19 protein-coding genes are annotated in these 19,242 nt (G+C 67.1%); 13 read left to right on the top strand and 6 right to left on the bottom strand.

Features of this window, described 5'->3' with window-relative positions; genetic code table 11:
* Positions 1 to 106, top strand: a 106-nt coding sequence (locus EDL96_RS11105; protein ID WP_148079891.1) for an integrase core domain-containing protein, incomplete at its 5' end; no start/stop codon positions are given.
* 277 nt (positions 107 to 383) lie between these two features.
* The gene (locus EDL96_RS11100; RefSeq protein WP_123826112.1) at positions 384 to 1,325 is read left to right on the top strand and encodes a hypothetical protein; all 942 of its coding nucleotides are present in this window, start codon (positions 384 to 386) and stop codon (positions 1,323 to 1,325) included.
* Positions 1,326 to 1,419: 94 nt separating this feature from the next.
* Here the strand turns inward: EDL96_RS11100 and EDL96_RS11095 are convergent, their stop codons facing one another.
* Positions 1,420 to 1,947 carry a mycothiol transferase gene (locus tag EDL96_RS11095; protein WP_123826110.1) on the bottom strand — a complete coding sequence of 176 codons (528 nt, stop codon included), beginning with the start codon at positions 1,945 to 1,947 and terminating at the stop codon, positions 1,420 to 1,422.
* A gap of 93 nt (positions 1,948 to 2,040) precedes the next feature.
* Between EDL96_RS11095 and EDL96_RS11090 the strand changes: the two genes are divergently transcribed.
* Positions 2,041 to 2,295: a hypothetical protein gene (locus EDL96_RS11090; protein ID WP_123826108.1), complete on the top strand. Its 255-nt coding sequence runs from the start codon at positions 2,041 to 2,043 to the stop codon at positions 2,293 to 2,295.
* A 166-nt stretch (positions 2,296 to 2,461) separates the two neighbouring features.
* On the opposite strand, the gene EDL96_RS11085 is transcribed toward EDL96_RS11090, so the two are convergent.
* Positions 2,462 to 3,076, bottom strand: a complete 615-nt coding sequence (locus EDL96_RS11085; protein ID WP_158609599.1) for a TetR/AcrR family transcriptional regulator — start codon at positions 3,074 to 3,076, stop codon at positions 2,462 to 2,464.
* A 69-nt stretch (positions 3,077 to 3,145) separates the two neighbouring features.
* Positions 3,146 to 4,021 carry a hypothetical protein gene (locus EDL96_RS11080; RefSeq protein WP_123826104.1) on the bottom strand — a complete coding sequence of 292 codons (876 nt, stop codon included), beginning with the start codon at positions 4,019 to 4,021 and terminating at the stop codon, positions 3,146 to 3,148.
* Positions 4,022 to 4,367: 346 nt separating this feature from the next.
* On the opposite strand from EDL96_RS11080, the gene EDL96_RS11075 reads away from it, so the two are divergent.
* The gene (locus tag EDL96_RS11075; RefSeq protein WP_123826102.1) at positions 4,368 to 5,795 is read left to right on the top strand and encodes a hypothetical protein; all 1,428 of its coding nucleotides are present in this window, start codon (positions 4,368 to 4,370) and stop codon (positions 5,793 to 5,795) included.
* A 112-nt stretch (positions 5,796 to 5,907) separates the two neighbouring features.
* Here EDL96_RS11075 and EDL96_RS11070 read toward each other — a convergent pair whose 3' ends face one another.
* Positions 5,908 to 6,831: an N-acetylglucosamine kinase gene (locus EDL96_RS11070; RefSeq protein WP_123826100.1), complete on the bottom strand. Its 924-nt coding sequence runs from the start codon at positions 6,829 to 6,831 to the stop codon at positions 5,908 to 5,910.
* Between the two features lie 514 nt (positions 6,832 to 7,345).
* Here EDL96_RS11070 and EDL96_RS11065 point away from each other — a divergent pair.
* Entirely contained in the window at positions 7,346 to 7,753 is a 408-nt protein-coding gene (locus EDL96_RS11065; RefSeq protein WP_123826098.1) for an RNA-binding S4 domain-containing protein, read from the top strand.
* 19 nt (positions 7,754 to 7,772) lie between these two features.
* Here EDL96_RS11065 and EDL96_RS11060 read toward each other — a convergent pair whose 3' ends face one another.
* Entirely contained in the window at positions 7,773 to 9,182 is a 1,410-nt protein-coding gene (locus EDL96_RS11060; RefSeq protein WP_123826096.1) for a hypothetical protein, read from the bottom strand.
* A gap of 202 nt (positions 9,183 to 9,384) precedes the next feature.
* Between EDL96_RS11060 and EDL96_RS11055 the strand changes: the two genes are divergently transcribed.
* The 5 genes from EDL96_RS11055 (at position 9,385) to EDL96_RS11035 (ending at position 13,788) form a co-directional block, all read left to right on the top strand.
* A complete protein-coding gene (locus tag EDL96_RS11055; RefSeq protein ID WP_123826134.1) occupies positions 9,385 to 10,737 on the top strand; it encodes an MATE family efflux transporter in 1,353 nt (450 codons plus the stop codon).
* 102 nt (positions 10,738 to 10,839) lie between these two features.
* Positions 10,840 to 11,721 carry a universal stress protein gene (locus EDL96_RS11050; protein ID WP_123826094.1) on the top strand — a complete coding sequence of 294 codons (882 nt, stop codon included), beginning with the start codon at positions 10,840 to 10,842 and terminating at the stop codon, positions 11,719 to 11,721.
* Between the two features lie 172 nt (positions 11,722 to 11,893).
* Complete coding sequence (locus EDL96_RS11045) at positions 11,894 to 12,499, top strand: DUF805 domain-containing protein (RefSeq protein ID WP_123826092.1); 606 nt, start codon at positions 11,894 to 11,896, stop codon at positions 12,497 to 12,499.
* Between the two features lie 148 nt (positions 12,500 to 12,647).
* Complete coding sequence (locus EDL96_RS11040) at positions 12,648 to 13,220, top strand: hypothetical protein (RefSeq protein WP_123826090.1); 573 nt, start codon at positions 12,648 to 12,650, stop codon at positions 13,218 to 13,220.
* A 145-nt stretch (positions 13,221 to 13,365) separates the two neighbouring features.
* Positions 13,366 to 13,788 (top strand): hypothetical protein, encoded by a 423-nt coding sequence (locus tag EDL96_RS11035; RefSeq protein WP_123826088.1) that lies wholly within the window; start codon positions 13,366 to 13,368, stop codon positions 13,786 to 13,788.
* Between the two features lie 19 nt (positions 13,789 to 13,807).
* Here EDL96_RS11035 and EDL96_RS11030 read toward each other — a convergent pair whose 3' ends face one another.
* Entirely contained in the window at positions 13,808 to 14,017 is a 210-nt protein-coding gene (locus EDL96_RS11030) for a heavy-metal-associated domain-containing protein (protein ID WP_123826086.1), read from the bottom strand.
* A gap of 234 nt (positions 14,018 to 14,251) precedes the next feature.
* Here EDL96_RS11030 and EDL96_RS13380 point away from each other — a divergent pair, with 234 nt between their 5' ends.
* The 3 genes from EDL96_RS13380 (at position 14,252) to EDL96_RS11020 (ending at position 19,233) form a co-directional block, all read left to right on the top strand.
* A complete protein-coding gene (locus tag EDL96_RS13380) occupies positions 14,252 to 14,410 on the top strand; it encodes a hypothetical protein (protein ID WP_158609597.1) in 159 nt (52 codons plus the stop codon).
* A gap of 244 nt (positions 14,411 to 14,654) precedes the next feature.
* Positions 14,655 to 16,739 (top strand): glycoside hydrolase family 15 protein, encoded by a 2,085-nt coding sequence (locus EDL96_RS11025; protein ID WP_123826084.1) that lies wholly within the window; start codon positions 14,655 to 14,657, stop codon positions 16,737 to 16,739.
* A 31-nt stretch (positions 16,740 to 16,770) separates the two neighbouring features.
* Complete coding sequence (locus EDL96_RS11020; protein WP_158609595.1) at positions 16,771 to 19,233, top strand: polysaccharide pyruvyl transferase family protein; 2,463 nt, start codon at positions 16,771 to 16,773, stop codon at positions 19,231 to 19,233.
* The last annotated feature ends 9 nt before the right edge of the window (positions 19,234 to 19,242 follow it).

The following is a 19,242-nucleotide window of genomic DNA, read 5'->3' as shown; positions in this document are numbered from 1 at the left end:
CAGCAACCAGGCGCGTAAAGAGGCGCTTGACCCCTGGCTGAACATCTACAACACTCAACGCCGCCACAGCGCACTCGACGGACTACCTCCGACCAGCCGCCTGTAACCAACGTCGTGGCCGAGTACACCTAGAAGCTTCGAAGCCTGCTGGGCAGAGGCGGCGAGATGACGGGAGAAACGCCCGTCATGTTCGCGAGTGCAAACCCTCTTCAAAGATCCGCAAAGCTGCTCTGACTTGATGATTTGCTATCGCATTACAGAATATGACGCCTCCGCGTTTGCAATCGGAAACACATGGTGCTTCACTATGAGTGTGCCGGTGATCAAGGGCACACATACCGACCAAGAAGTCCCATCTGTTCCTTCTCCTCAAGGAGGTCGTCATGACCACGAAATACTCCCTTCGAACCCCGTTGTCCGTCGGCATTCTGGCCGTGACGGCAGCCTTCGGCCTCGCGGGATGCGTCCCCACCGGCGGCGGTGGCGGTGGCGAAGAGTCGCCGGCTGCACAGACCGAGCAGGCGCAGGAAGAGACCTCGGAGCCCACGCAGGCCGAAACCGAGGAGTCCACCCCCTCGGAAGAGGCCTCCGAGGAGTCGAGCCCCTCGGAGGAGCCCAGCGAGGATTCCTCCGACGACTCCTCGCCAAGCGGTGACAAGACCGTGTCGTCCGGGTCGGAGGACGGAGACTCCTCCGCCAGCGGCTCGGAGATCGACACCACCGAACTCGAGGGTGAGCCCATCGAGACCGTCGAGGGCAAGGGCGGTGACACCGTCGAGGTGCCGGAGCACGACGGCCCGATCGTGGTCGTCCTGGAGAACACCTCCGACAGCGAGTACTCGTACCTATACGGGACCGCCGATCACGGCGCGGTGTTGAGTGGTGTGGATTCAGGGCGGACCTCGGTCAACTTCGTGGACCCGTACGACCCCTACGACCAGACCAACACCAAGTCCTTCGAGATGGAAGGTGAGTCGGACGAGACGTTCACGATGAGCTTCTACGAGGTCGACGCCATTCCGACCGCTGGGCCGGGCGACACGATCACGGGTGACGGTTTCGGTGTCGTGCATTGGGACGGTGACGAGGACGTCACCGTGAAGGCCAGCCATGAGGGTGAGGGCAACTTCATCGTCCACGGTGAGGACACCGAAGAGGGTGGCGGCGGCACGCAGTACACCTTCAACGAGATCGGTGCCGGTTATGGATACCTCGACATCGATACCGGCGAGTACTACATCGTTGTCGAAGCCGATGGCGAGTGGACCTTCGAGCCTTCCTCGCCTGAAGAGGCTGACGCCGACTCGGCAAGCCCCTCCGCCTGATCCCGGCTCCGTGGTGAGATCGTCGCACCGCTGATCGAGAAGACCCCGTCACCGATGCCGGTGGCGGGGTCTTCCCGTGGGCGTGGGTGCGCCGTCAGTACGGGGCCTTCCAGTCGGCGTCCACGAGTGAACGGGCGTAGGCGGCCTGGCCCATGTGCTGGGCGGCGTCGTCGATCGTGCTCACCAGGCGCGTACCGCGGGTGACCGGAGGCTCCCAGGTGTGATCAATGACCTCGTCCAGGTCCTCGTCGGACAACGTGCGAACGTAATCGACGGTGGCCTGGACGGTCGCGTCGAGGTAGTCGGCCAGTGCGGGGATGTCGCCTGCGCGGAAGGCTGCAACCTCCTCGGTTGATTCACCGAACCCCATCCAGCGCGAGTCCCGGTCCACGCCCGTTCGTTCGGCCCACTTCCCGGTGTCCCACACCTGCGCGGTGCCGGCCAATTCCGCGACCTGAACGTCTTGTTGCCGGGCGGCGTGCCAGATCAGCCATGCAATGGAGTTCTGGCGATCCGCCGGGCGTTCGTGCGCTGCCTCGGGCGGGAGACCCTCGGTCACCATTCGGGCGACCTCGGGTGCCCTCTGCGCGGCATCGATCAGGATTGTGAGTGCGGCAGTCATGTGCAACCAGCCTTTGCCAATGCGAATTTACTATGGTGAAATCAGAGTGGCAGGGGTCAAAGGGGCCCCGACCTTCCTCACAAGGATGCAGCCATGAGAATCCTCGCTTCCAACCTAGGCATTCGCTCCCGCAGCGCACAACGGCTCGACGCTGCCGCGCATCGGCACCGCATTCCTGTCCTGGAATCCTCTCCTCGAGGGTTGCTGGGTGTGGCGGCTGCACTGCTGCTCCTGTCCGGGCTGTGGGCAACCGCCGGACCCGCCCAAGCCGCGGCCGGGGTCGTGCCCGGACGGCAGCTCCCGGCCTTGAGCGTGGCTCCCGAAGCAGGGTTGAAACTGCGCGGGTAGATCGCCGATCCATGGCCGTGGCAAGCGCTCGCCGAAGGGGCAGGGCCACTGGGCGTGAGCACCACCTGGTGCACGCAAGTGGACTCCACGTGTCGGGTCCGGCAACACCGCGAGATTCTCTAGCCGCGGCGCTGCTGTTCGTCGGGGTTGCGGTGGGTGCGTGCCGTCAGTTCGTCAGGAAGCCCGACCACTGGTGGGCCAGGGCGTCCAGGAATGCTTCCTCTTCCGGGACGGCATCGTGCAGGACGATCGAGGAAATGCAGCGCTCGGTGCTGAGAATCAGCACGACCAGATGAGCGCGCCGAGTGGCCCGTACATCCGGCGGGAGTGGGGACCCCTCGCGGGTCCGATGAACGGTGTGGAATCCGTCGGCTGTTCGTCGGCACAGTTCCACACGATGTCGGTGGACGTCGCTGTCCTCGCTGGTGGCCTGTTCCACGGCGTCCAGTTCGGTCGGGTGAACGCGCCACAGGGCCACCAGTCGGTCGAGCCAAGCGCGGCACGACGAGGGGGAGTGGTCCCCGAGGGTGTCCAGCTCGAGATAGATCTGGTCCAGCTCCGGTCGCAGGGTGGGCATCCACTCCAGAACGATTTCCGGCTTGGAATGGAAATACAGGTACAAATTCGCCCGACTGGCTCCTGCTGCTGCCGCGACCTGGGACATGGAGGTGGCCCCGTAGCCGTGTTCTCTGAACAAGGTGACGGCAGCGTCGACAAAACGCTGGCGGGTCTCCTCGGCCCGGGAGACAGGTCCGGGCACGGCCGTGGTTTGGGCAGTCATGAGACCAACATATCGAGTGTGAAACAACTCACATACACTCATCGGTCTAACGCTGGTTGAACACCGGACTCAGATCAGGAGGCCGACCAGGATCAGAACGGCAACCAGGACCAGCGCAGTGATGCCCCAGTTGCGCAGGACGTTCTTCTCGTCCGCCCGTTGGGCTTCGGACATCGGACCGTCCAGCAGCGCGCGCGGGTCGTAGGCGCGGTGAGGGCCGGGGCCCGGAGGTTCCTGGTCGTTGTCGGAGGATTCTCCCCACCGGGGATCCTCGAATTGGGCCGGTGCCTGTGCGGGCCGAGGCTCCGTGTTGCCTTCCAGCAGGTTGGCGAGAGCGTCCTCGTCCCGGCTGGACCATTCCTGGGGTTCTGCCTCGGGGGAGTGATCAGGGTGCCGTCGTTCCTGGGCCGCTCGATCCGCCCTGTCCAGGGCATCGGTCAGGTCCGTCAACTGGCGACGCCGGTCCGCGTCCAGGTCCTGGCGGCCGGAGAGCTGTGTCGCCCGTTGGGACACCTTCCGGTAGATGGCGCCGTCGTCGTCCACGGCCAGACGTGCCGCGGCCTCGGCCGCGGCGACCGGTGGCTGCAGGGGCGACGGTGACGAAGCCCAGGTCAAGAGCGACACGATGAGGTGCTCGCCCAGAGCCCCTCTGGCGGTGTCCTCCAGCTCCGGTGCCCACTCGAGTCCCAGAACCTCTCCGTCCGTGGCCTCGTCCTGGGTCACCGATTCCACGCCCGAACGGTCGTCGAATCGCGCGGCGAGGATCACGGCGGCGGCCACCTTGTCCGCAACAGTGTTGCCCTTGCCCGTGGCAATCTTTTCCAGCGTTGCCTTGGCGTGGTCACCGCCTGCTTGAAGAGCAGCGGTCAACCGGTCCGGGTCAGCGGTCAAGCTCGAGGGTCGGCGAAGGGCATCGCCGTCGGCCGTGGGAATTGCATCGGCCACGTGAATCACCTTTTCGGTCTGTGGTCGTCTGCGCTCCGGAGTACGTCATCTTTGAACTCCGGTTCACGCGATGAACCGAGCCTACGCTTCCCGCGTGGTCTGCTCCCAGCATGCTCGGACGTACCTCCGGGCGGGCGGAGTCAGAGACATCGGTGCAACGTCATAGAACGTCCCGGGGTTGGAAATCTGTTGCAACTACAGTGAAGTGTTACTGATACTGTTCGCCACCGCTCCGGCCACGGCGAGCACGTGTCCGGTCACGGCGCACCCTCCCTGGTACCTCCTCAGGGCGCCGGCTTCATTAGGCCGACCCAGATGTTCGATCCACACGTCATGAGGAGCGCCCATGGCTCGCACCTTCAATCCGCCCCCCAACTGGCCGAAGCCTCCCGAAGGCTGGGAGCCTCCTGCCGGTTGGCAGCCCGACCCCGCATGGGGCCCTGCGCCCGAGGGCTGGGAACTCTGGACCGACGACGACCAGGAGTCGTCCACCGGATCCGACACCCCCTCTGAAAGTGCAGAACCGGGCGCCGATGCCTCCAAGGACGGCGCCACCGGCGCAGGAGCCGCCACTGCCACCGGAGTGGGCGCAGCGGGGGGAGCCGCTGCGGGGCACGCCGCCCCCAGCTTCGGCGGACAGGACGCCGGAACCGGAACCAGCCGCATGCCGCAGTACCAGGGTGGCCACGAAGGCCCCACCGCCCAGAGTTCCACGCGCGGACCGGAGGCAACACTCCATGACACCCACGGGGGCCAGTACCCGGGTAGTCAGACGACGCAGTACGGCGCGCAGGGTGGCGCACCCCAGTACCAGCCGGCTGGTGGCTTCGGCAACTATCCGCCCAACGGCGGAGGTTCAGGCTCCACGGGCGGCTCCGGCCGATCCAAACTGCCTTGGATCCTGGGCGGCGTGATCGCGCTGCTTCTGGTGGTGCTGTTGATCCTGGTGCTCGCACTGAGCGGCATCTTCCGTGGTGACGACACGGACACGACGGGCGACGACCAGTCCCAGGCACAGTCCTCCGAAGAGGTCTCGCCGGGCGCCATGAGCACGGCCGATGCCTCCGGCACGTCCGCGGAGGACGATCCTTCGGTGTCCGACGAGGCGACCGAGCTGAACGTCGAGCCCGAGAACGCCACGGAGGTCAAGAACCCGGGTGAGCCCGTGGCCACTTTCACCGAGAAGGACAAGAACATCGAGATCCCTCGCCCCGACGGGGATGACGCTCCGCAACTCATCTCCGTGGAGTCCACGGGAGACGAGTACTCCTACGTGACCTTCGACGCCGAATACAAGGACGGTTCGGAGGCCTTCGTGACCGGTGCAAGCGGCTCCGAGGTCACCTACCAGTTGCTCAACACCTACTCCTTCGAGCGCGGGAACCCGGTCACCAAGATTGAGCCCACCGAGGACGACGCCAAGTTCGAGATCAAGGTCTACAGCCTGGACGACTTGCAGACCGTGGATGGTGGCAACATCAAGGGCGATGGCAACGCGGTCTTCATGGTCGACGTCGCCGACGGCAGCACCTGGTACAAGATGAGCCACAACGGGTCCTCGAACTTCATCGTCTATGCCTCGATCGACTACGAAGACGGCACCTACGGTGACCAGGAACTGGCCGCCAATGAAATCGGCCGTCAGGTGGTCTACACGGAATACGGTGAAGGTAAGTGGTTGGTGTCCGTCGATGCCGATGGCAAATGGGGCTTCGAGGAGTCCACGGAGGACATGGCCAGAGAGGCCGCGGTCGCCGACATCATGGACGACTGACGCAGGTAGCTTTCTGACCTGATGCTCCAAGGCGGAGGCCGCGAATCAACGGATTCGCGGCCTCAGCCTTGTCTCGACACACCGTCAGGGAGCGCCTGTGTCGGCCCCTGGGTCAGCCGTTGGGCGCATGGTCTGCGAGGTGCAGGGTGCCCATGACGGGCGCGACGTCCAGAACGTGCACGCCTTCGATGCCCCTTGCTCCCGCCCGGGTCACGAACCTGTCCCGAACCGTCCCCGAGTGCTGGATCAGACCGCCTCCGGCTACCACGGGCCCTGTCAGGTCGAGGGACTGGCAGACCCGTTGGGTCATGGTCAGCAGCTGATCTGCCGCCGCAGTCAGGAGTTCGACAGCGGCTTGGCTGCCCTGACCGGCGGAGCGATCCACGACGGTGGCCAATTCCGACCACCCCGTCCTGTCGGGGTGGGTGTGGAAGTCGGCGATCAGGTCGGCCCGTGTTTCGAGTCCCCGCGCTTGGAGCACGGCCAGGTCCAATTCGTCCGCTTCCTCCTGGCGGTCCGCCCGCTCCAAGGCACGACGAACGGCCTCACGAGCCACCCACCAACTACTGCCTTCATCCCCCAGGAGGTGGCCCCAGCCACCAGCCCGTGCTTCCCGCCCGGTCGCATCACTGCCCCATGCCACGGAACCCGTGCCTGCGATGACGGAGACACCGACGTCGAGCCCGTGCGCTGCGAGGATCAGGCGGCTGTCATGGACCACGTGAATCAGGTCCGTGCTCACTTCCGGTGCCGCGGAGTGGATCATCTCGCGCAGACGGTCCTGGTCGGCCAAGGTGTCCACTCCACCGGAGCCCGCAATCACGGACACCGAATCCTGGGGACCGGTGGTGCCCATCCCCAACTCGGCGAGCACGGCGCGGATCTCGCCGCGGGCCTGCTCCGTGGATACGTTCTGCAGATTGGCGCTGCCGACCTTGGCCTCCCGCAGGACGCGCCAGCCGTCCTGAGACCGCTGGGCCCGGATCCCTTGCGTCGAGGTTCCTCCGATGTCCAGCCCGAAGACTGTGGTGGGCATGAACGGTCGTCCTTCTCCTTGAGATGCGGTGCTGTCGGGGGGTGTCCGGCGATCACACAAAAACCCCGCAGTGTCGCGAACACTGCGGGGTTTTCAATTCTGTCGATCCTACTGCGAGTTCGGCATCTGCCACCGTGCTTTTCATTCGATGGTTAGTGCCTGCTCCACGCTCTGCGCCACCGGCTTGTTGACGTCCCGTTCGGTTCTGACGGGTCCGAATCGTCATCCTCGTGGCGGTCGTGGAATGCTCCGGCCTGTTAGCTCACGGCTCCTGCAACCTTGCCCGCATCGGTCTCGCTTGGTGTCCGCATCTCCATCCGAACTCCTTCCGCTCGACAACTTGTACCCGTAATGTACGTCCGACCCCCGGGGTGGGCAAGGCCACTGTGGGGGTGGAGGGCAATTGTTGCCATGCGCCCTTCCCGCGTCTGGATTCCTCGACGAATTCAGCCTCGAATGCGGCGCTGACCAGTGTGTTCGTGGCGTCATGTGCTCCGGTGAGAGCATGACGACCATGGGAAGCCCACCTACCTCGAATGCCACCGGTGCCCAATCCGGTGCTCCGCAGAGCGTGCGGCTGGATTCCTGGCTCTGGTCCGTGCGTGTGTTCAAGACCAGGGCGGCGGCCACAACGGCCTGCCGCGCCGGGCACGTGCGTCTCAACGGCGCCCCTGTCAAGGCCTCACAGGCCGTGCGGGTGGGTGACACCGTCGTCGTGCGTCGCCCCGGATGGCAGCAGGAGCTCGTGGTCCGGCGCCTCATTCTCAAGCGGGTCGGTGCCCCCGTGGCCAGGGAGTGCTACGAGGACCGTTCGGAACCTCCGCCCCCGCAGATTCGGGCTGCCGTCGGGCGACGAGAACCCGGCTCGGGGCGCCCCACCAAGAAGGAGAGGCGCAAGCTCGACGAATTGCGCGGGTACTGACGGACTGCACCCGGTGCCGTCAATCGTTCTTGCGCCGTTTCAGGACGTACCCGAAGATCGACGACGCCTCGTCCCTGCGCTCGTAGATCTCCCGCTCCGCCTCGGTCTTGGACGGTGCACCCGTCCGTCGCGCGTTCCGGCCCCCGTCCGGACCGGGCTCGCGGATCGTGGGGTCGGCGGTGACCCGTTCTCCGAAGTAGTCCTTCAACCCACGGCCGCGGCCCCGACCCGGGCGTCCGCTGTCAACGGGGGCGCCGTTTCCGCGCGACGTGCGTTCCGGGCGTGAATCGCCGGCCGTTTCCTGGCCGTACTTGCGCATGCGGGCCTGCTTGGCCCGCTCGGCCGAACGGTCCACCAGGACCACCTGTGAAGGTTCGTCCCCGTTGTCACGGGCGGCCTTGCGGCGTCTCAGCAGTGGACGACGAACCGCGGAGGTTTCGGCCTCCCGTGACGCCCCTTCCTCGCCGGAACTCGCAAGGCTGGGGACGCGCCCCTCGGACTGCACGGTGGTGCCGGAATCACCGCGGGACGGTGCCGGATCGCGGTAGAGGGGGATGGGCGCCGTCGGGTCCTCCGCACCGTCGGAGAAGTACTCGTCGAGCGGTTGGGTGGCTTCGACGGTGACGTCGTTGCCAGCAGGACGCGTTCGGGCGGGCCCGTCATCGGCCATGGCGCGGCGGAGTTCTTGCTCACGTTGGTACGGGTCGGTCCTGCGCGGGTGGACGTACCCGTCGTCGTCATCCCAGGCCTCGTCGGCCGTGACGACGACGCCCGTGCTCGCGCGCATCGGCCTCTGGTCGCGGGGCGCCGTGGGTTGCGTGCCGCGGAGACCGCGATCGGCGCGGAAGTCCCGGAGGGCGCCCCACGCGCGGGTTGCCCGCCAGCCGATCCAGGCCAAGGTCAGGAGCAGGATCAGGGCGGCCGCTCCGTACCCCGTGGCCAACCAGATCATCAATCCAACGGTGGTGAGCGCCCCGAGGGCAAGTGGTGCCAGCGTCACGGGGGTCTGTACGGGGATCCACCCGAGCGTCTTGGCGGAGACCGCTCCCAGTCGCCCACCGGGCCGGGGCCGCCAGTTCCGGATTCGTACGCCGCGCAGTATGTCGTCGAATTCCCCCGGGTCCCAGGACGCCGCTCCGTGGGAGAGCAGCAGGCGGTCGGACGCGGTGACGGCGGTCAGGACCAGATGGAGGCCGATGGAAAGGGCTCCCACGGGGAGGCCGACGGCCAGCCAGACGGCCAGGACCCGCGGGACCATGGCGGTTCGTCTGGCGTCGTACACGGTGAAGTCCAGCAGCCCCCAGGCCAGGTAGAGCAGGCCCGCCCCGAAAAGGATCAGAGACAGTCCGTTGACCACGGCGCGAATGCGCAAAGGGGGCCAGGACGGCAGGGTGCCGTGCTGGACACGGCCCCGGACTGAGCGGGCCATCGGCTCCTCCTGGGGCCTGTGACGGGGAAGTTCATCAGTCAGGCTAGCAACCGGGTGCCGGGGCGATAGCGTGGGCCACGGGCCGCGCCGGTGGTTCCCCGCCTGAAGAGGGCCGACAGTACGAGGAAGTGACCGTTTGAAGCGTTCTGGATCGCCTGAGAGTTCGGAGACCCCGGAAACTCGCCCCCTCCGTCGGGCGGCCGTGGACCCCGAGGGCCTGAACCGGCAGATCCTGGGCCTGGCCGTCCCGGCCTTCGGGGCGTTGATCGCCGAACCGCTCTTCCTGCTGGCCGACTCCGTGATCGTGGGGCGGTTGGGAACCGACCCGCTGGCCGGGGTGGCCTTGGCCGGCGCCGTCGTGCAGACGGCGGTGGGGCTCATGGTGTTCCTGGCGTACTCGACCACACCCGCCGTGGCCAAGCACCTGGGTGCGGGACGGATGCGGGAGGCGCTGGCCGTCGGGCGGGACGGGCTGTGGCTCGGTGCGGTACTGGGGCTGGCCCTGGTCGCGTTGGGGGCGGTCTTCGGCGGATCCCTGCTGGAGGCCTTGGGCGGGCACGGACCCGTCCTGGACCAGGCCGGGCAATATCTGTACTGGTCGCTGCCCGGAATTCCCGCCATGCTGATGGTCACCGCCGGCATGGGCGTGCTCCGTGGACTGCAGGACACCCGAACGCCGCTGGTCATCGCCGCGGGCGGCGCATTGTTCAACGTGGTGGCCAACCTGCTGTTGGTCTACGTCGCCCACCTGGGGGTGGCCGGAGCCGCACTGGGCACCAGCGTGACCCAGTGCCTCATGGCTTTGACGTTCGTCCTCATCCTGGGGCGGAAGTCACGCCGTCACGGGGTGGGGGTGGCAACCAGCCTTCCGCGACTCGGTCGGCTCATGGGGGTTGGCTCCTGGCTCATGCTCAGGACCGTGTCCCTGCGCGTGGCCCTGCTGCTCACGGTGGTGGTGGCCACTGCGCAAGGACCGGAGAACCTGGCCGCCTACCAACTGGTGATGACCGTCTTCAACGTCATGGCGTATGCGCTGGATGCCTTGGCCATTGCCGCCCAGGCACTGGTGGGCAAGGAGTCCGGGGCTCGCGACCTCGACGCCGACGGGGCTCACGGAGATGCCGAACGCGCGGCCGTACGTCGTCTGGTGGTGCGCATCCTGCGGTTCGGAATGTGGTTCGGCCTGGTGACGGGCCTGGTGGTGGGAGTCCTGCTTCCCTGGAGCGCCCCTCTGCTGACCCCGTCCCCGGAGGTCCAGCGACTGTTCGCGGCGGCGTTGATCGTGGTGGCCCTGGGACAACCCCTGGCCTCCTGGGTGTTCGTGTTGGACGGGGTGCTGATCGGGGCCGGGGACGCTCGCTACCTGGCGGTTGCCGGGGTGGTCAACCTGGTGATCTACCTGCCGCTATTGGCTCTGGTGCACATGGCGCACCTGCACTCGCTCGCGGGGTCGGTGTGGCTGTGGGTGGCATACGCCTTCGGTTACATCGGAGCGCGCGCGGTCACTCTGGGCGTCCGGGTGCGTAGCGACCGATGGCAATCTTCACGGCGTTGAAACCACAGAAAGCCATAGAATGAATGCAGAGAGGCGAAGACGCCGATCTGGGTGACCGGCCCAAACGTCTCGTCCTCCGACCCCAGAAGAGAGGGCTGTGTGATGACCGAGAAGATTCTCGTCGGGTATGACGGCTCTGCATTTGCGGAGCATGCATTGGATTGGGCCATCAAAGAGGCCAAGGCTGCCGATGCGAAACTGACCGTCGTGGTGTCGACCGGCCGCCCCGTTGTTGCAGATGCAGCAATTACCGGCCCCTTCCTCGAGAAGATCGAGGAAGAGGCGGAGGAAACCGCCAGGGTGGGTGTCCAGAAGGCATTGGACGCCGGTGTGAAGGCCGAAGGTGTGTTGGAGCGCGGCGACGTCGCCGGCGTTCTGGTGCACGAGTCCGGTGACAACGGGTTGATCGTCCTGGGCAAGCGCGGTCTGCACGGCATCCGCGGGCGACTCGGCTCCGTGTCGGCGGCCACCGCGGCCCACGCCGAGTGCCCCGTCATCGTCCTTCCCGACGGCTGGGAGGTGCAGGACGGCGACTACTCCGGACGAGTGGTTCTGGCTGTGGACAAGCTCGGCCCCAAGTCCCCGGCTGTCAAGCACGCCGCGAGCTACGCGAAGCGTCACGGCAAGGGACTGTCGATCGTGACCGTCATTCCCACGGTCACCTCCTTGCCGTCGGGCTCCGCCGAGCTGGACAAGGCCATCGCGGACCAGTTGACCGAACCCGCACGCACTCTGTGCGAGTCGGTGGAGGACGTGGCCGTGCAGCATGCACCGGGTCTGGACACCTCGGTCCACGTGCTGTCGGGACGTCCCGCAGACGCACTCGTCGAAGCCTCCGCCTCGGCCGACCTGGTGGTCCTGGGTACCCGTGGTCACGGTGGCTTCCGGGGCCTGCTGGTCGGCTCGGTCTCCCAGGCCGTGCTGGTTGACTCCGTGTGCCCCGTGATGGTGGTCCCGAACAAGTCCGTGGCCGACGCCGAGTAACCCCGGCTTTCGAAAGGCCACACCGTCGGCCGGTGACCGTCGTTCTTCGCACGGTCACCGGCCGTTTCCATGCGGTTGTTTGCAGTCGTAACGTTCTGTCACGAAGGTGCGTTCCCTCGGCCAGCACTTTACGTTTGCAATCGTCAATCACTTGTCTCCCAAGGAAGCAGCCATGAGCTACGGAATCAACCCTCAGGACTCCGCCCCCCAGAACTCCTCCGACTCCGAGCCGAAGACCGGCTACGATCAGCCGTCCTTCGGCCAGGCTGCCCAGGATCAGCCGGCCTACGGCCAGGCACCCACCGCCCAAACAGCTCAGACCCAGTTGGCCTACGGCTATCCGACCGGTTCCCAGCCCGGCGAGCAGGTCAATTTCGTGGGGGCCATCAAGAACTTCTTCCGCAAGTACGCCCAGTTCTCCGGGCGTGCCTCCCGCTCGGAGTTCTGGTGGGCCTACTTGGCCCTGGGCCTTGTCGGGCTGCTGTTCCTGGTGCTGTACGTGGCGGGCGTGATTACCGTTGTTGCGAGCGCCGACCCGGTGACGGGCGCTCCGTCCGGTGGGGGCACGACGTTCGTCATACTGGTCTTGGTGCTGGGGAGTCTTGTGGGTCTTGCGACGGTCGTACCGCAGATCAGCCTCACGGTGCGTCGGTTGCACGACACCAACAAGCCGGGTTGGTACTACTTCGTCGCCTGTGTTCCCTTTGTCGGCTCCGTGATTCTGCTGGTGCTGTGCGCGGCTGAGCCGGATCCGGCCGGCGCGGCATTCGACGCCTGAGCTTCCCTCCGCGCGCCCCGCACCCACCGTGACGGTGGGTGCGGGGCGCTTCGTCTTGGGGAGGGCGGGTCCAGGTTGCCTCGCGTCTGTCCTGAGTGTGCCCCGAGTCGGACCGGGCGGGGGACGGGGCCGGTCTAGAGTGGCCGGGATGCATTCTCAAGCCACATCGGATCACCCGCCCGCGGCCACACGGGCTCTGGCGGCGCCCACCCTGCTGCGGGCAGCCGTGAACCTGGTGTTCGCGGCCGCCACGATTTTCATCACCTCCCCGTCGCAGACACTGGGAACGTGGCTGATCGCTGCCTGGTTCGCCGGGACTGGAATCAGCATCCTGTGGACCGAACGCCGCAACGGCGATCACCCTGCGTTGAGCCTGGACGGGTTGGAGGCTTCGCAGCGCTCCGTCGGCTACCTGGCGCTGCTCGGTGCTGCCGCCGTCGTCCTGCTGGGTGGGGAACTGGCGGGACTGGCCCTGGTGGTCTCCGTGGTCCTCGCCCTGGTCGGGTTGCCCGAACTGTGGATCGGCTCCACGCGGCGTCGGACGCACCCGCTCGGGCGGGACTGGTTGCTGACCGGGTTGGTCGCGGTGGCGGCCGCGGTCGGGGTGTTGCTGGTGTCCTACGTGGACATCCATGCGCTCTTGGGGGTGGTTGGCGGAGCGGCCATCATCTCGGGGGTGTTCCTGGCGATCGCGGGCCTGACGCTCAGACAGGACGGCTGACCCCAGCCCTCGACGGCGCCCCAGCGGGGCGTCGTCGCGCCACCAGCCGTGATCGCGGTGAGGATCTCCCGCGTAGACTGAACCGGTGCCCAACTCGCGGGGATTCCCGCTGAGATCGCAGCCTGCCCCTCTGGAGGTTCTTCACGTGTCACGTCAGCCCCGTAAGTCGCCGCGGCGCGCGCCCGACGTCAAGGGCCCCCTTGTCGTCTCCGCCGTTCTGGCACTCGTGGCCGGTGGCGTGACCAGCTTTGTGGCTGCGGGTGGCACGGACGACGGCTTGCGCCTGGACCTCGGGCTGATCGTCGGAGGGGTGGCATTCATCGCTTCTGTGGTCGTCAGCGCCACCCTCATGATGCTCGACAAGCCGAACGACCCGCACCTGGGTGAAGGGTCCGGCGTGAATCGCTCATCGGCCAAGCTGTACGCGGAGCGCCGGGCCAAGCGGCGGGCGGCCGAGACCTCGGATGCGTCTCAGGGTTCCGCCACCGCCAAGCCGCAGACGGGCGGCCCGGCCGAGGACGCCAATGGTGACCCCCAGTACGGCCGACGGGTGCACCCGGAACAGTGACCCATCGGCCGACGGTGGATCAGACCACCACGTAGCCGGCTTCGTCCACGGCGGACTCGATCTCCAGGGGTGCCAGTTCACGGGACGAGGTGATGATCACCGGCGACGGCAGTCCCTCACGCAGTTCCACCTCGACGTTCTGGACGTCCTCGACCTTCATGAGTTCCTCCTTGACCGCGTTCACGCAGTGTTCGCAGGTCATGCCGGTGACGCCGACGGTGATTTCCATGTCCTTGACCGTTCCTTTCACGGGCTCCCGGACGGAGTCCAACTGCAGTGGAGACGGCGGTTCTTCCTGCCCGCCGTGACCGTTCCAGCCTATGCCCGGGGCGGGCCGTGGGGCTGCGCTGTGACCGGTGCCCTGCCTCACGTCCAGGTGCGGGATCCGCCGGAAATTCACACTTGCACTTGCCATGTGCATCTGTAAAGATTGCATTAGTGAACGATAGGTGAGGTGGTCGAGATGAACGGCTTCGACGTGGTGACCGCGATCCAGATGATCCTGGCGGTTGCGGCATTCGTGGGTGGAATGCTGCTGTTGCGCCAGGCGGGTCACTTCCGCGCCGCGCTGGGTGACACGGAGCCCCGAGAACGCGGAGCTGAGCACAAGGCCATGAGCTGATCGTCACGTGATCTCCGCCGCTCGGACGTTCCTCCGTCGAGTGTGCGGACATCGCCTCCCTTCCTCGGCACGGGAGAGCCGCGGGGAGGGCGGATGGGGAGGACCCACGTGGTCGGCTGTCGGCCGGGTGGAAGGGGCGGGTCCCCGTTGAATTGTCGGGAGAGCAATTCAACGGGGGCCCGTTCGCTTGTCCCGGGGTCCCGGGTCCCGGACTCCCTCGCCGGGCATGTGCACAATTGGAACCATGGCTTCCCTGATCGAGGACTACGCCCTGCTCTCCGACATGCAAACGGGGCCGCTGGTGTCACGGCGCGGGTCCGTGGACTGGCTGTGTGCACCGCGGTTCGACTCGCCGTCGATCTTCGGGGCGCTGCTCGGAACTCCTGCGGACGGGCGCTGGTTGCTCGCTCCCGCGGCCACGGTCAACGACGACGGGCAGGACCTGCCCGAGGACCAGTGGCGGCTGAACTGCCGGGTGGGGGACCGGTCTTACGCGGAGAACACGTTCGTGCTGCAAACCGTGTGGATCACGGACACCGGCTCGGTCCGGGTCACCGACTTCATGCCGTTGTCCCCCGAGGTCGACCTGATCCGGCGGGTCGAGGGGCTCACCGGTGAGGTCGAGATGCGGCAGGAGATCACCCTGCGGTTCGGCTACGGGCAGGTCATTCCGTGGATCTCCCAGTTCGAGACCGTCGCAGACCCTGAGTCGGAGGAGCCCGGCGAGTCGGAGGTCATCGCCCTGGCCGGGCCCGATTCGATCGTGCTGCGGGCGGACCCGATGCCCGTCCTGGTCCGCGATGAGCACGGCCCGCGGCACGTCGGCCAGTTCACCGTGGCAGCGGGACAGACCAGGGACTTCGTGCTCTCTCACTTCGAGTCCCATCGGACACCGCCCGCGGTGCGGGACGTGGGTAGCCAGCTGCGTGAGACCAAGGAGCTGTGGCGTGACTGGGACGCTCAGTGGGCGTCGTCGTCCGGCGCTCCCGAGCCGGAACACGAAGCGGTCGTCCGGCGATCCCTGTTGGTGATCCGGGCGCTCATGCACCAGCGCACGGGCGGCCTGGTGGCCTCTCCGAGCACGTCGCTGCCGGAGAGCATCGGCGGTGACCGGAACTGGGACGCCCGGTACTCCTGGCTGCGCGACGCGTCCCTGGCCCTGGACGTCATGCTCGAACACGGTCATGACCGGGAGGCGCTGCAACTGCGCAACTGGCTGCTGCGCGCCGTGGCGGGGGACCCGTCGGACATGCAGAACGTTTACGGGCTGGGCGGGGAGCGCGAGAACCACGAGTACTCCCTGGACCTGCCCGGCTACGAGCGTTCCAGGCCTGTTCGGGTGGGTAATTCCGCCGCCAGGTCGCACCAGTCGGACACGATCGGTTACGTGCTGGTGGCCTTCGAGCGGCTACGACGGCGCGGTCTGGAGGAGGACCAACTCTCCTGGCCACTCCAGAAGGCCCTGCTGGGCCACCTGCTCCGCCAGTTCGAACTCCCGGACCAGGGGATCTGGGAGATGCGGGGGGAGCCGCAGTTCTACACGCACACGCGAGTCATGATGTGGGCCGCGTTGCAGGCAGGCGTGGATGCCGTCAAGGTCCACGGTCTGGACGGTGACCTGCAACTGTGGGAGACGCACAGGGACCAGCTGGCCCTGGAGATCTGGACCTCGGGCTACGACCCGGGCGTGGGCAGTTTCGTTCAGCACTACGGGTCCACCCACGTGGACGCCTCCTTGCTGCTGTTGCCCACGGTCGGGTTCGTGGCATGGGACGACGAGCGAATGATCCGCACGGTCGACCGCATCGTGACGGAATTGGGTGACGGCCATGGGCTGCTGCGCCGTTACCGCAACGTCCACCTGCCACCGGACAGCGACCCCGCCGATTTCGAGAGCCAGCTCGGGCAGGACGGGTTCGCGGGCGAGGACGTGGGGCACGTGAGTGTCACGCTGTGGCTGGCCCTCAACTGGGCCAGGAGCGGACAGGTGGAGCGGGCGCGGGAGATCGTCGGTGCGGTTCTGCGCAGGGGCAGCGACCTGGGTCTGTTGTCCACGGCCTACGACGGCGAACCGGGAGCCGGCGGGCGCATGCTCGGAAACCTCCCGCAGGCCTTGCCGCACCTGAGCCTGGTGCAGGCGATCGCGGCCATCGCACAGGCCGAGGGCCGTTCGCTCGCGCCCCAGGTTCTGGACGACCCCGACGACGACCCGTTGCCGCACCAGGCCGATCAGACGCACGCCTCCGGTGAGATCCCCGTACCCACCTTCGAGGACACGTTGCGGGTCGCGGGCAACGCCGCGGTCCATGACCGTGCACGCAAGTCATGATTGCGCCGTGCCTTGTGGGAGGATTCCGCTCATGCGTGTAGCCATCCTCAACGACGTCGGTCAGAGCAATTACCACGTCGGTGACGAGGCGATGTGCCACGCGGCGGTCGATGCTCTTCGCGCACGCGGGGTGCATGACGTGGTGGTGTTGACCCGCGACGTCGAGGCGACGCTCCGGTACTTCCAGGGCGTTGAAGCCGTTCCCACGCTGCGCTTCCCGTGGCCTCCGGAGCAACGCGAAAAGCGCCTGGCAGACATCGACCGAGTGCTGGCCGGCAGCACGGACGCCCTGCCGGGATCCGATCCCCTGTTCGACCTGATCGAAACGATCCGTGGTGTGGACGCCGTGCTGATCGCCGGCGGCGGCAACATGAACTCCGACTACGGGTGGTTGCTCTACGAACGGGCCGCCGTGGCCCGAATCGCTCGGCACGTGAACAAGCCTGTGGTGCTGAGTGGACAGACGCTGGGTCCGTCGCTGTCCGCGGCCGACCGTGAGGTGCTGCGCCAGGCCCTGGAAGCGGCCACCCTGGTCGGGCTACGGGACGCGCACTCCCTGCGATTGGCCCGCAGCCTGTGCCCGGAGCACCGCGGTATCCGTCCCAGCCCGGATGACGCAGTGGGCTGGTCCTTGGCAGCGCTCGCGGCGCCTTGGGCCAAGCACGGATCGGATTCTCCGGTGGGCCGCACCTCGGTGGTCCCGACCATCGACCAGGCGCTCGAACGGTCTGGTGGGGCCGATGCGTCCGTGACCGGCGCGTCCGTGACAGATGGCTCCGTGGCCGGTGCGACCTCCACGCAGTCCGCGGACCCCACCCGTCCCCGGATCGTCGCCACGTTCGCACCGGGAGTGGGGCCATTCGATCAGGGCGAGGCCGCGGAGGCCTTCGCCGTCGTCCTGGACGCGCTGGTCCATCGGACCGGCGGAACGGTGGAGTTCGTTCCCCACCTGGCGCAGTTCGGCGAGCACGACGGCGACGAGGAGTTCCACCGCAAGGTCGCCGTCCGGATGCACAGCCCGTCCGTCCAACGGGAGATCGAGACCGCACCGACGAGCCTGCGCCGCACACTCACCGCGGACTACGTGGTGACCACCCGCTACCACCCGCTGGTCTTCGGGCTGGCCGGTGGGGCCACGGTCCTGCCGATCGCGGTCGACAACTTCGCCGAGGTGCGCATGGCCGGTGCCTGCGCCACCTGGGGAATCACCGGTCAAGTGGTGCCGTTGGCCGCTCTGATCACTCCGCGCGCCGTTGCCTGGGATCTGCGTGAGGCCGCCCAGAAATGGACGCAGGAAGCCGTTGAGGCGCAGGACGCGATCGCTGACGACCTGCTGGCACGTCGCCCGGACGTCCGGGAGCTGACGGACGCGTGGTGGGACACGGTTGTCGTGGGACTCACGGGGTCCACGCCTGCGCCGTCGTCGCTCCCGCCCGTCGCACCCTCCGGAGCCGGTACAGAAATCTCCCGCGCGCTGCGCCGGGACTGGACCCGCCCCGAGACCCCGCTGCCGCAACAGGCGCGGACCACGGTGGCGATCGTCATGCGAACCAAGGACCGGGGACTTCTGCTCGGGCGGGCCCTGGACGACGTCCTGGGGCAGACCTTCGCCGATTGGCGCCTGGTGCTGGTCAACGACGGCGGCGACCCCACCCCCGTGGACGCTCTGGTCGCGGAGAGGGAGCACGAGTTCGCGGGCCGGACCACGGTGCTCCACAACGGCCGCAGCGTGGGGATGGAGGCTGCCTCCAACATCGGGGTGCGGGCCGCGGACAGCGAGTTCGTGTGCGTTCACGACGACGACGACCGGTGGCACCCCCTGTTCCTGCAGCGAACCGTTGCCCACCTGGAACGCCCCTCCTGCACCGACGGCGGCGTCATGGTCAGAACGGAGATCGTCTACGAGCGCGTGGACACGGACGTCGAGCCACCGGTCATCACGGAGACCGGGCGGGAGGTCTTCTGGCCACAACTGCAGGCCATCACCCTGGCCGATCTGGTGTCCATCAACCGTGGGGTCCCGATCTCCTTCCTGTACCGGCGCAACATGCACCGCGTGATCGGTGACTTCGACGAGACCCTGCCCGCCGTGGGGGACTGGGAGTTCCATCTGCGCTTCGCCCAGGCCGCGACGATCGGCTTCCTGGACGGCCAGCCCCTGGCCTATTGGCAGCAGCGGCCCGATGAGACCGGGGAGCTGGCCAACTCCATGCACGCGGGAGCCCAGGTGCACCGCCGATACGACCTCGCGGTGCGTGAACGGCACTTCCAGGAATGGACCCGTGACAACGGGTTGGGGCTGCCTCTGTTCATGGCCCGTGAATTCCAGTCCGTGCAGCACCGGTTGGACGCCTTGGAGCGGCAGAACGCCGAGCTCACAGTGTTGCTGCGGGAACAGCAGCGGGAGTTGCACAACGTGGCCAACGTGCTGGCGGACAACTCGTTCTTCGGCTTCATCAAGCGGAAGTTGCGTCGCTTCTTCGGTATCGCCTGAGTCCGTCCG

The organism is Kocuria soli, assembly GCF_003797835.1.
In the GTDB taxonomy this organism is placed as follows: domain Bacteria; phylum Actinomycetota; class Actinomycetes; order Actinomycetales; family Micrococcaceae; genus Kocuria; species Kocuria soli.
This window is presented reverse-complemented; position numbering and strand designations above follow the sequence as displayed.

Excerpts from the sequence above, each read along its gene's own strand:
- EDL96_RS11095 (WP_123826110.1), bottom strand. The coding sequence starts at position 1,947 with ATGACTGCCGCACTCACAATCCTGATCGATGCCGCGCAGAGGGCACCC.
- EDL96_RS13380 (WP_158609597.1), top strand. The coding sequence starts at position 14,252 with ATGAACGGCTTCGACGTGGTGACCGCGATCCAGATGATCCTGGCGGTT.
- EDL96_RS11085 (WP_158609599.1), bottom strand. The coding sequence starts at position 3,076 with ATGACTGCCCAAACCACGGCCGTGCCCGGACCTGTCTCCCGGGCCGAG.
- EDL96_RS11070 (WP_123826100.1), bottom strand. The coding sequence starts at position 6,831 with ATGCCCACCACAGTCTTCGGGCTGGACATCGGAGGAACCTCGACGCAA.
- EDL96_RS11075 (WP_123826102.1), top strand. The coding sequence starts at position 4,368 with ATGGCTCGCACCTTCAATCCGCCCCCCAACTGGCCGAAGCCTCCCGAA.
- EDL96_RS11020 (WP_158609595.1), top strand. The coding sequence starts at position 16,771 with ATGCGTGTAGCCATCCTCAACGACGTCGGTCAGAGCAATTACCACGTC.
- EDL96_RS11065 (WP_123826098.1), top strand. The coding sequence starts at position 7,346 with ATGGGAAGCCCACCTACCTCGAATGCCACCGGTGCCCAATCCGGTGCT.
- EDL96_RS11050 (WP_123826094.1), top strand. The coding sequence starts at position 10,840 with ATGACCGAGAAGATTCTCGTCGGGTATGACGGCTCTGCATTTGCGGAG.
- EDL96_RS11100 (WP_123826112.1), top strand. The coding sequence starts at position 384 with ATGACCACGAAATACTCCCTTCGAACCCCGTTGTCCGTCGGCATTCTG.
- EDL96_RS11060 (WP_123826096.1), bottom strand. The coding sequence starts at position 9,182 with ATGGCCCGCTCAGTCCGGGGCCGTGTCCAGCACGGCACCCTGCCGTCC.
- EDL96_RS11045 (WP_123826092.1), top strand. The coding sequence starts at position 11,894 with ATGAGCTACGGAATCAACCCTCAGGACTCCGCCCCCCAGAACTCCTCC.
- EDL96_RS11090 (WP_123826108.1), top strand. The coding sequence starts at position 2,041 with ATGAGAATCCTCGCTTCCAACCTAGGCATTCGCTCCCGCAGCGCACAA.
- EDL96_RS11030 (WP_123826086.1), bottom strand. The coding sequence starts at position 14,017 with ATGGAAATCACCGTCGGCGTCACCGGCATGACCTGCGAACACTGCGTG.
- EDL96_RS11040 (WP_123826090.1), top strand. The coding sequence starts at position 12,648 with ATGCATTCTCAAGCCACATCGGATCACCCGCCCGCGGCCACACGGGCT.
- EDL96_RS11025 (WP_123826084.1), top strand. The coding sequence starts at position 14,655 with ATGGCTTCCCTGATCGAGGACTACGCCCTGCTCTCCGACATGCAAACG.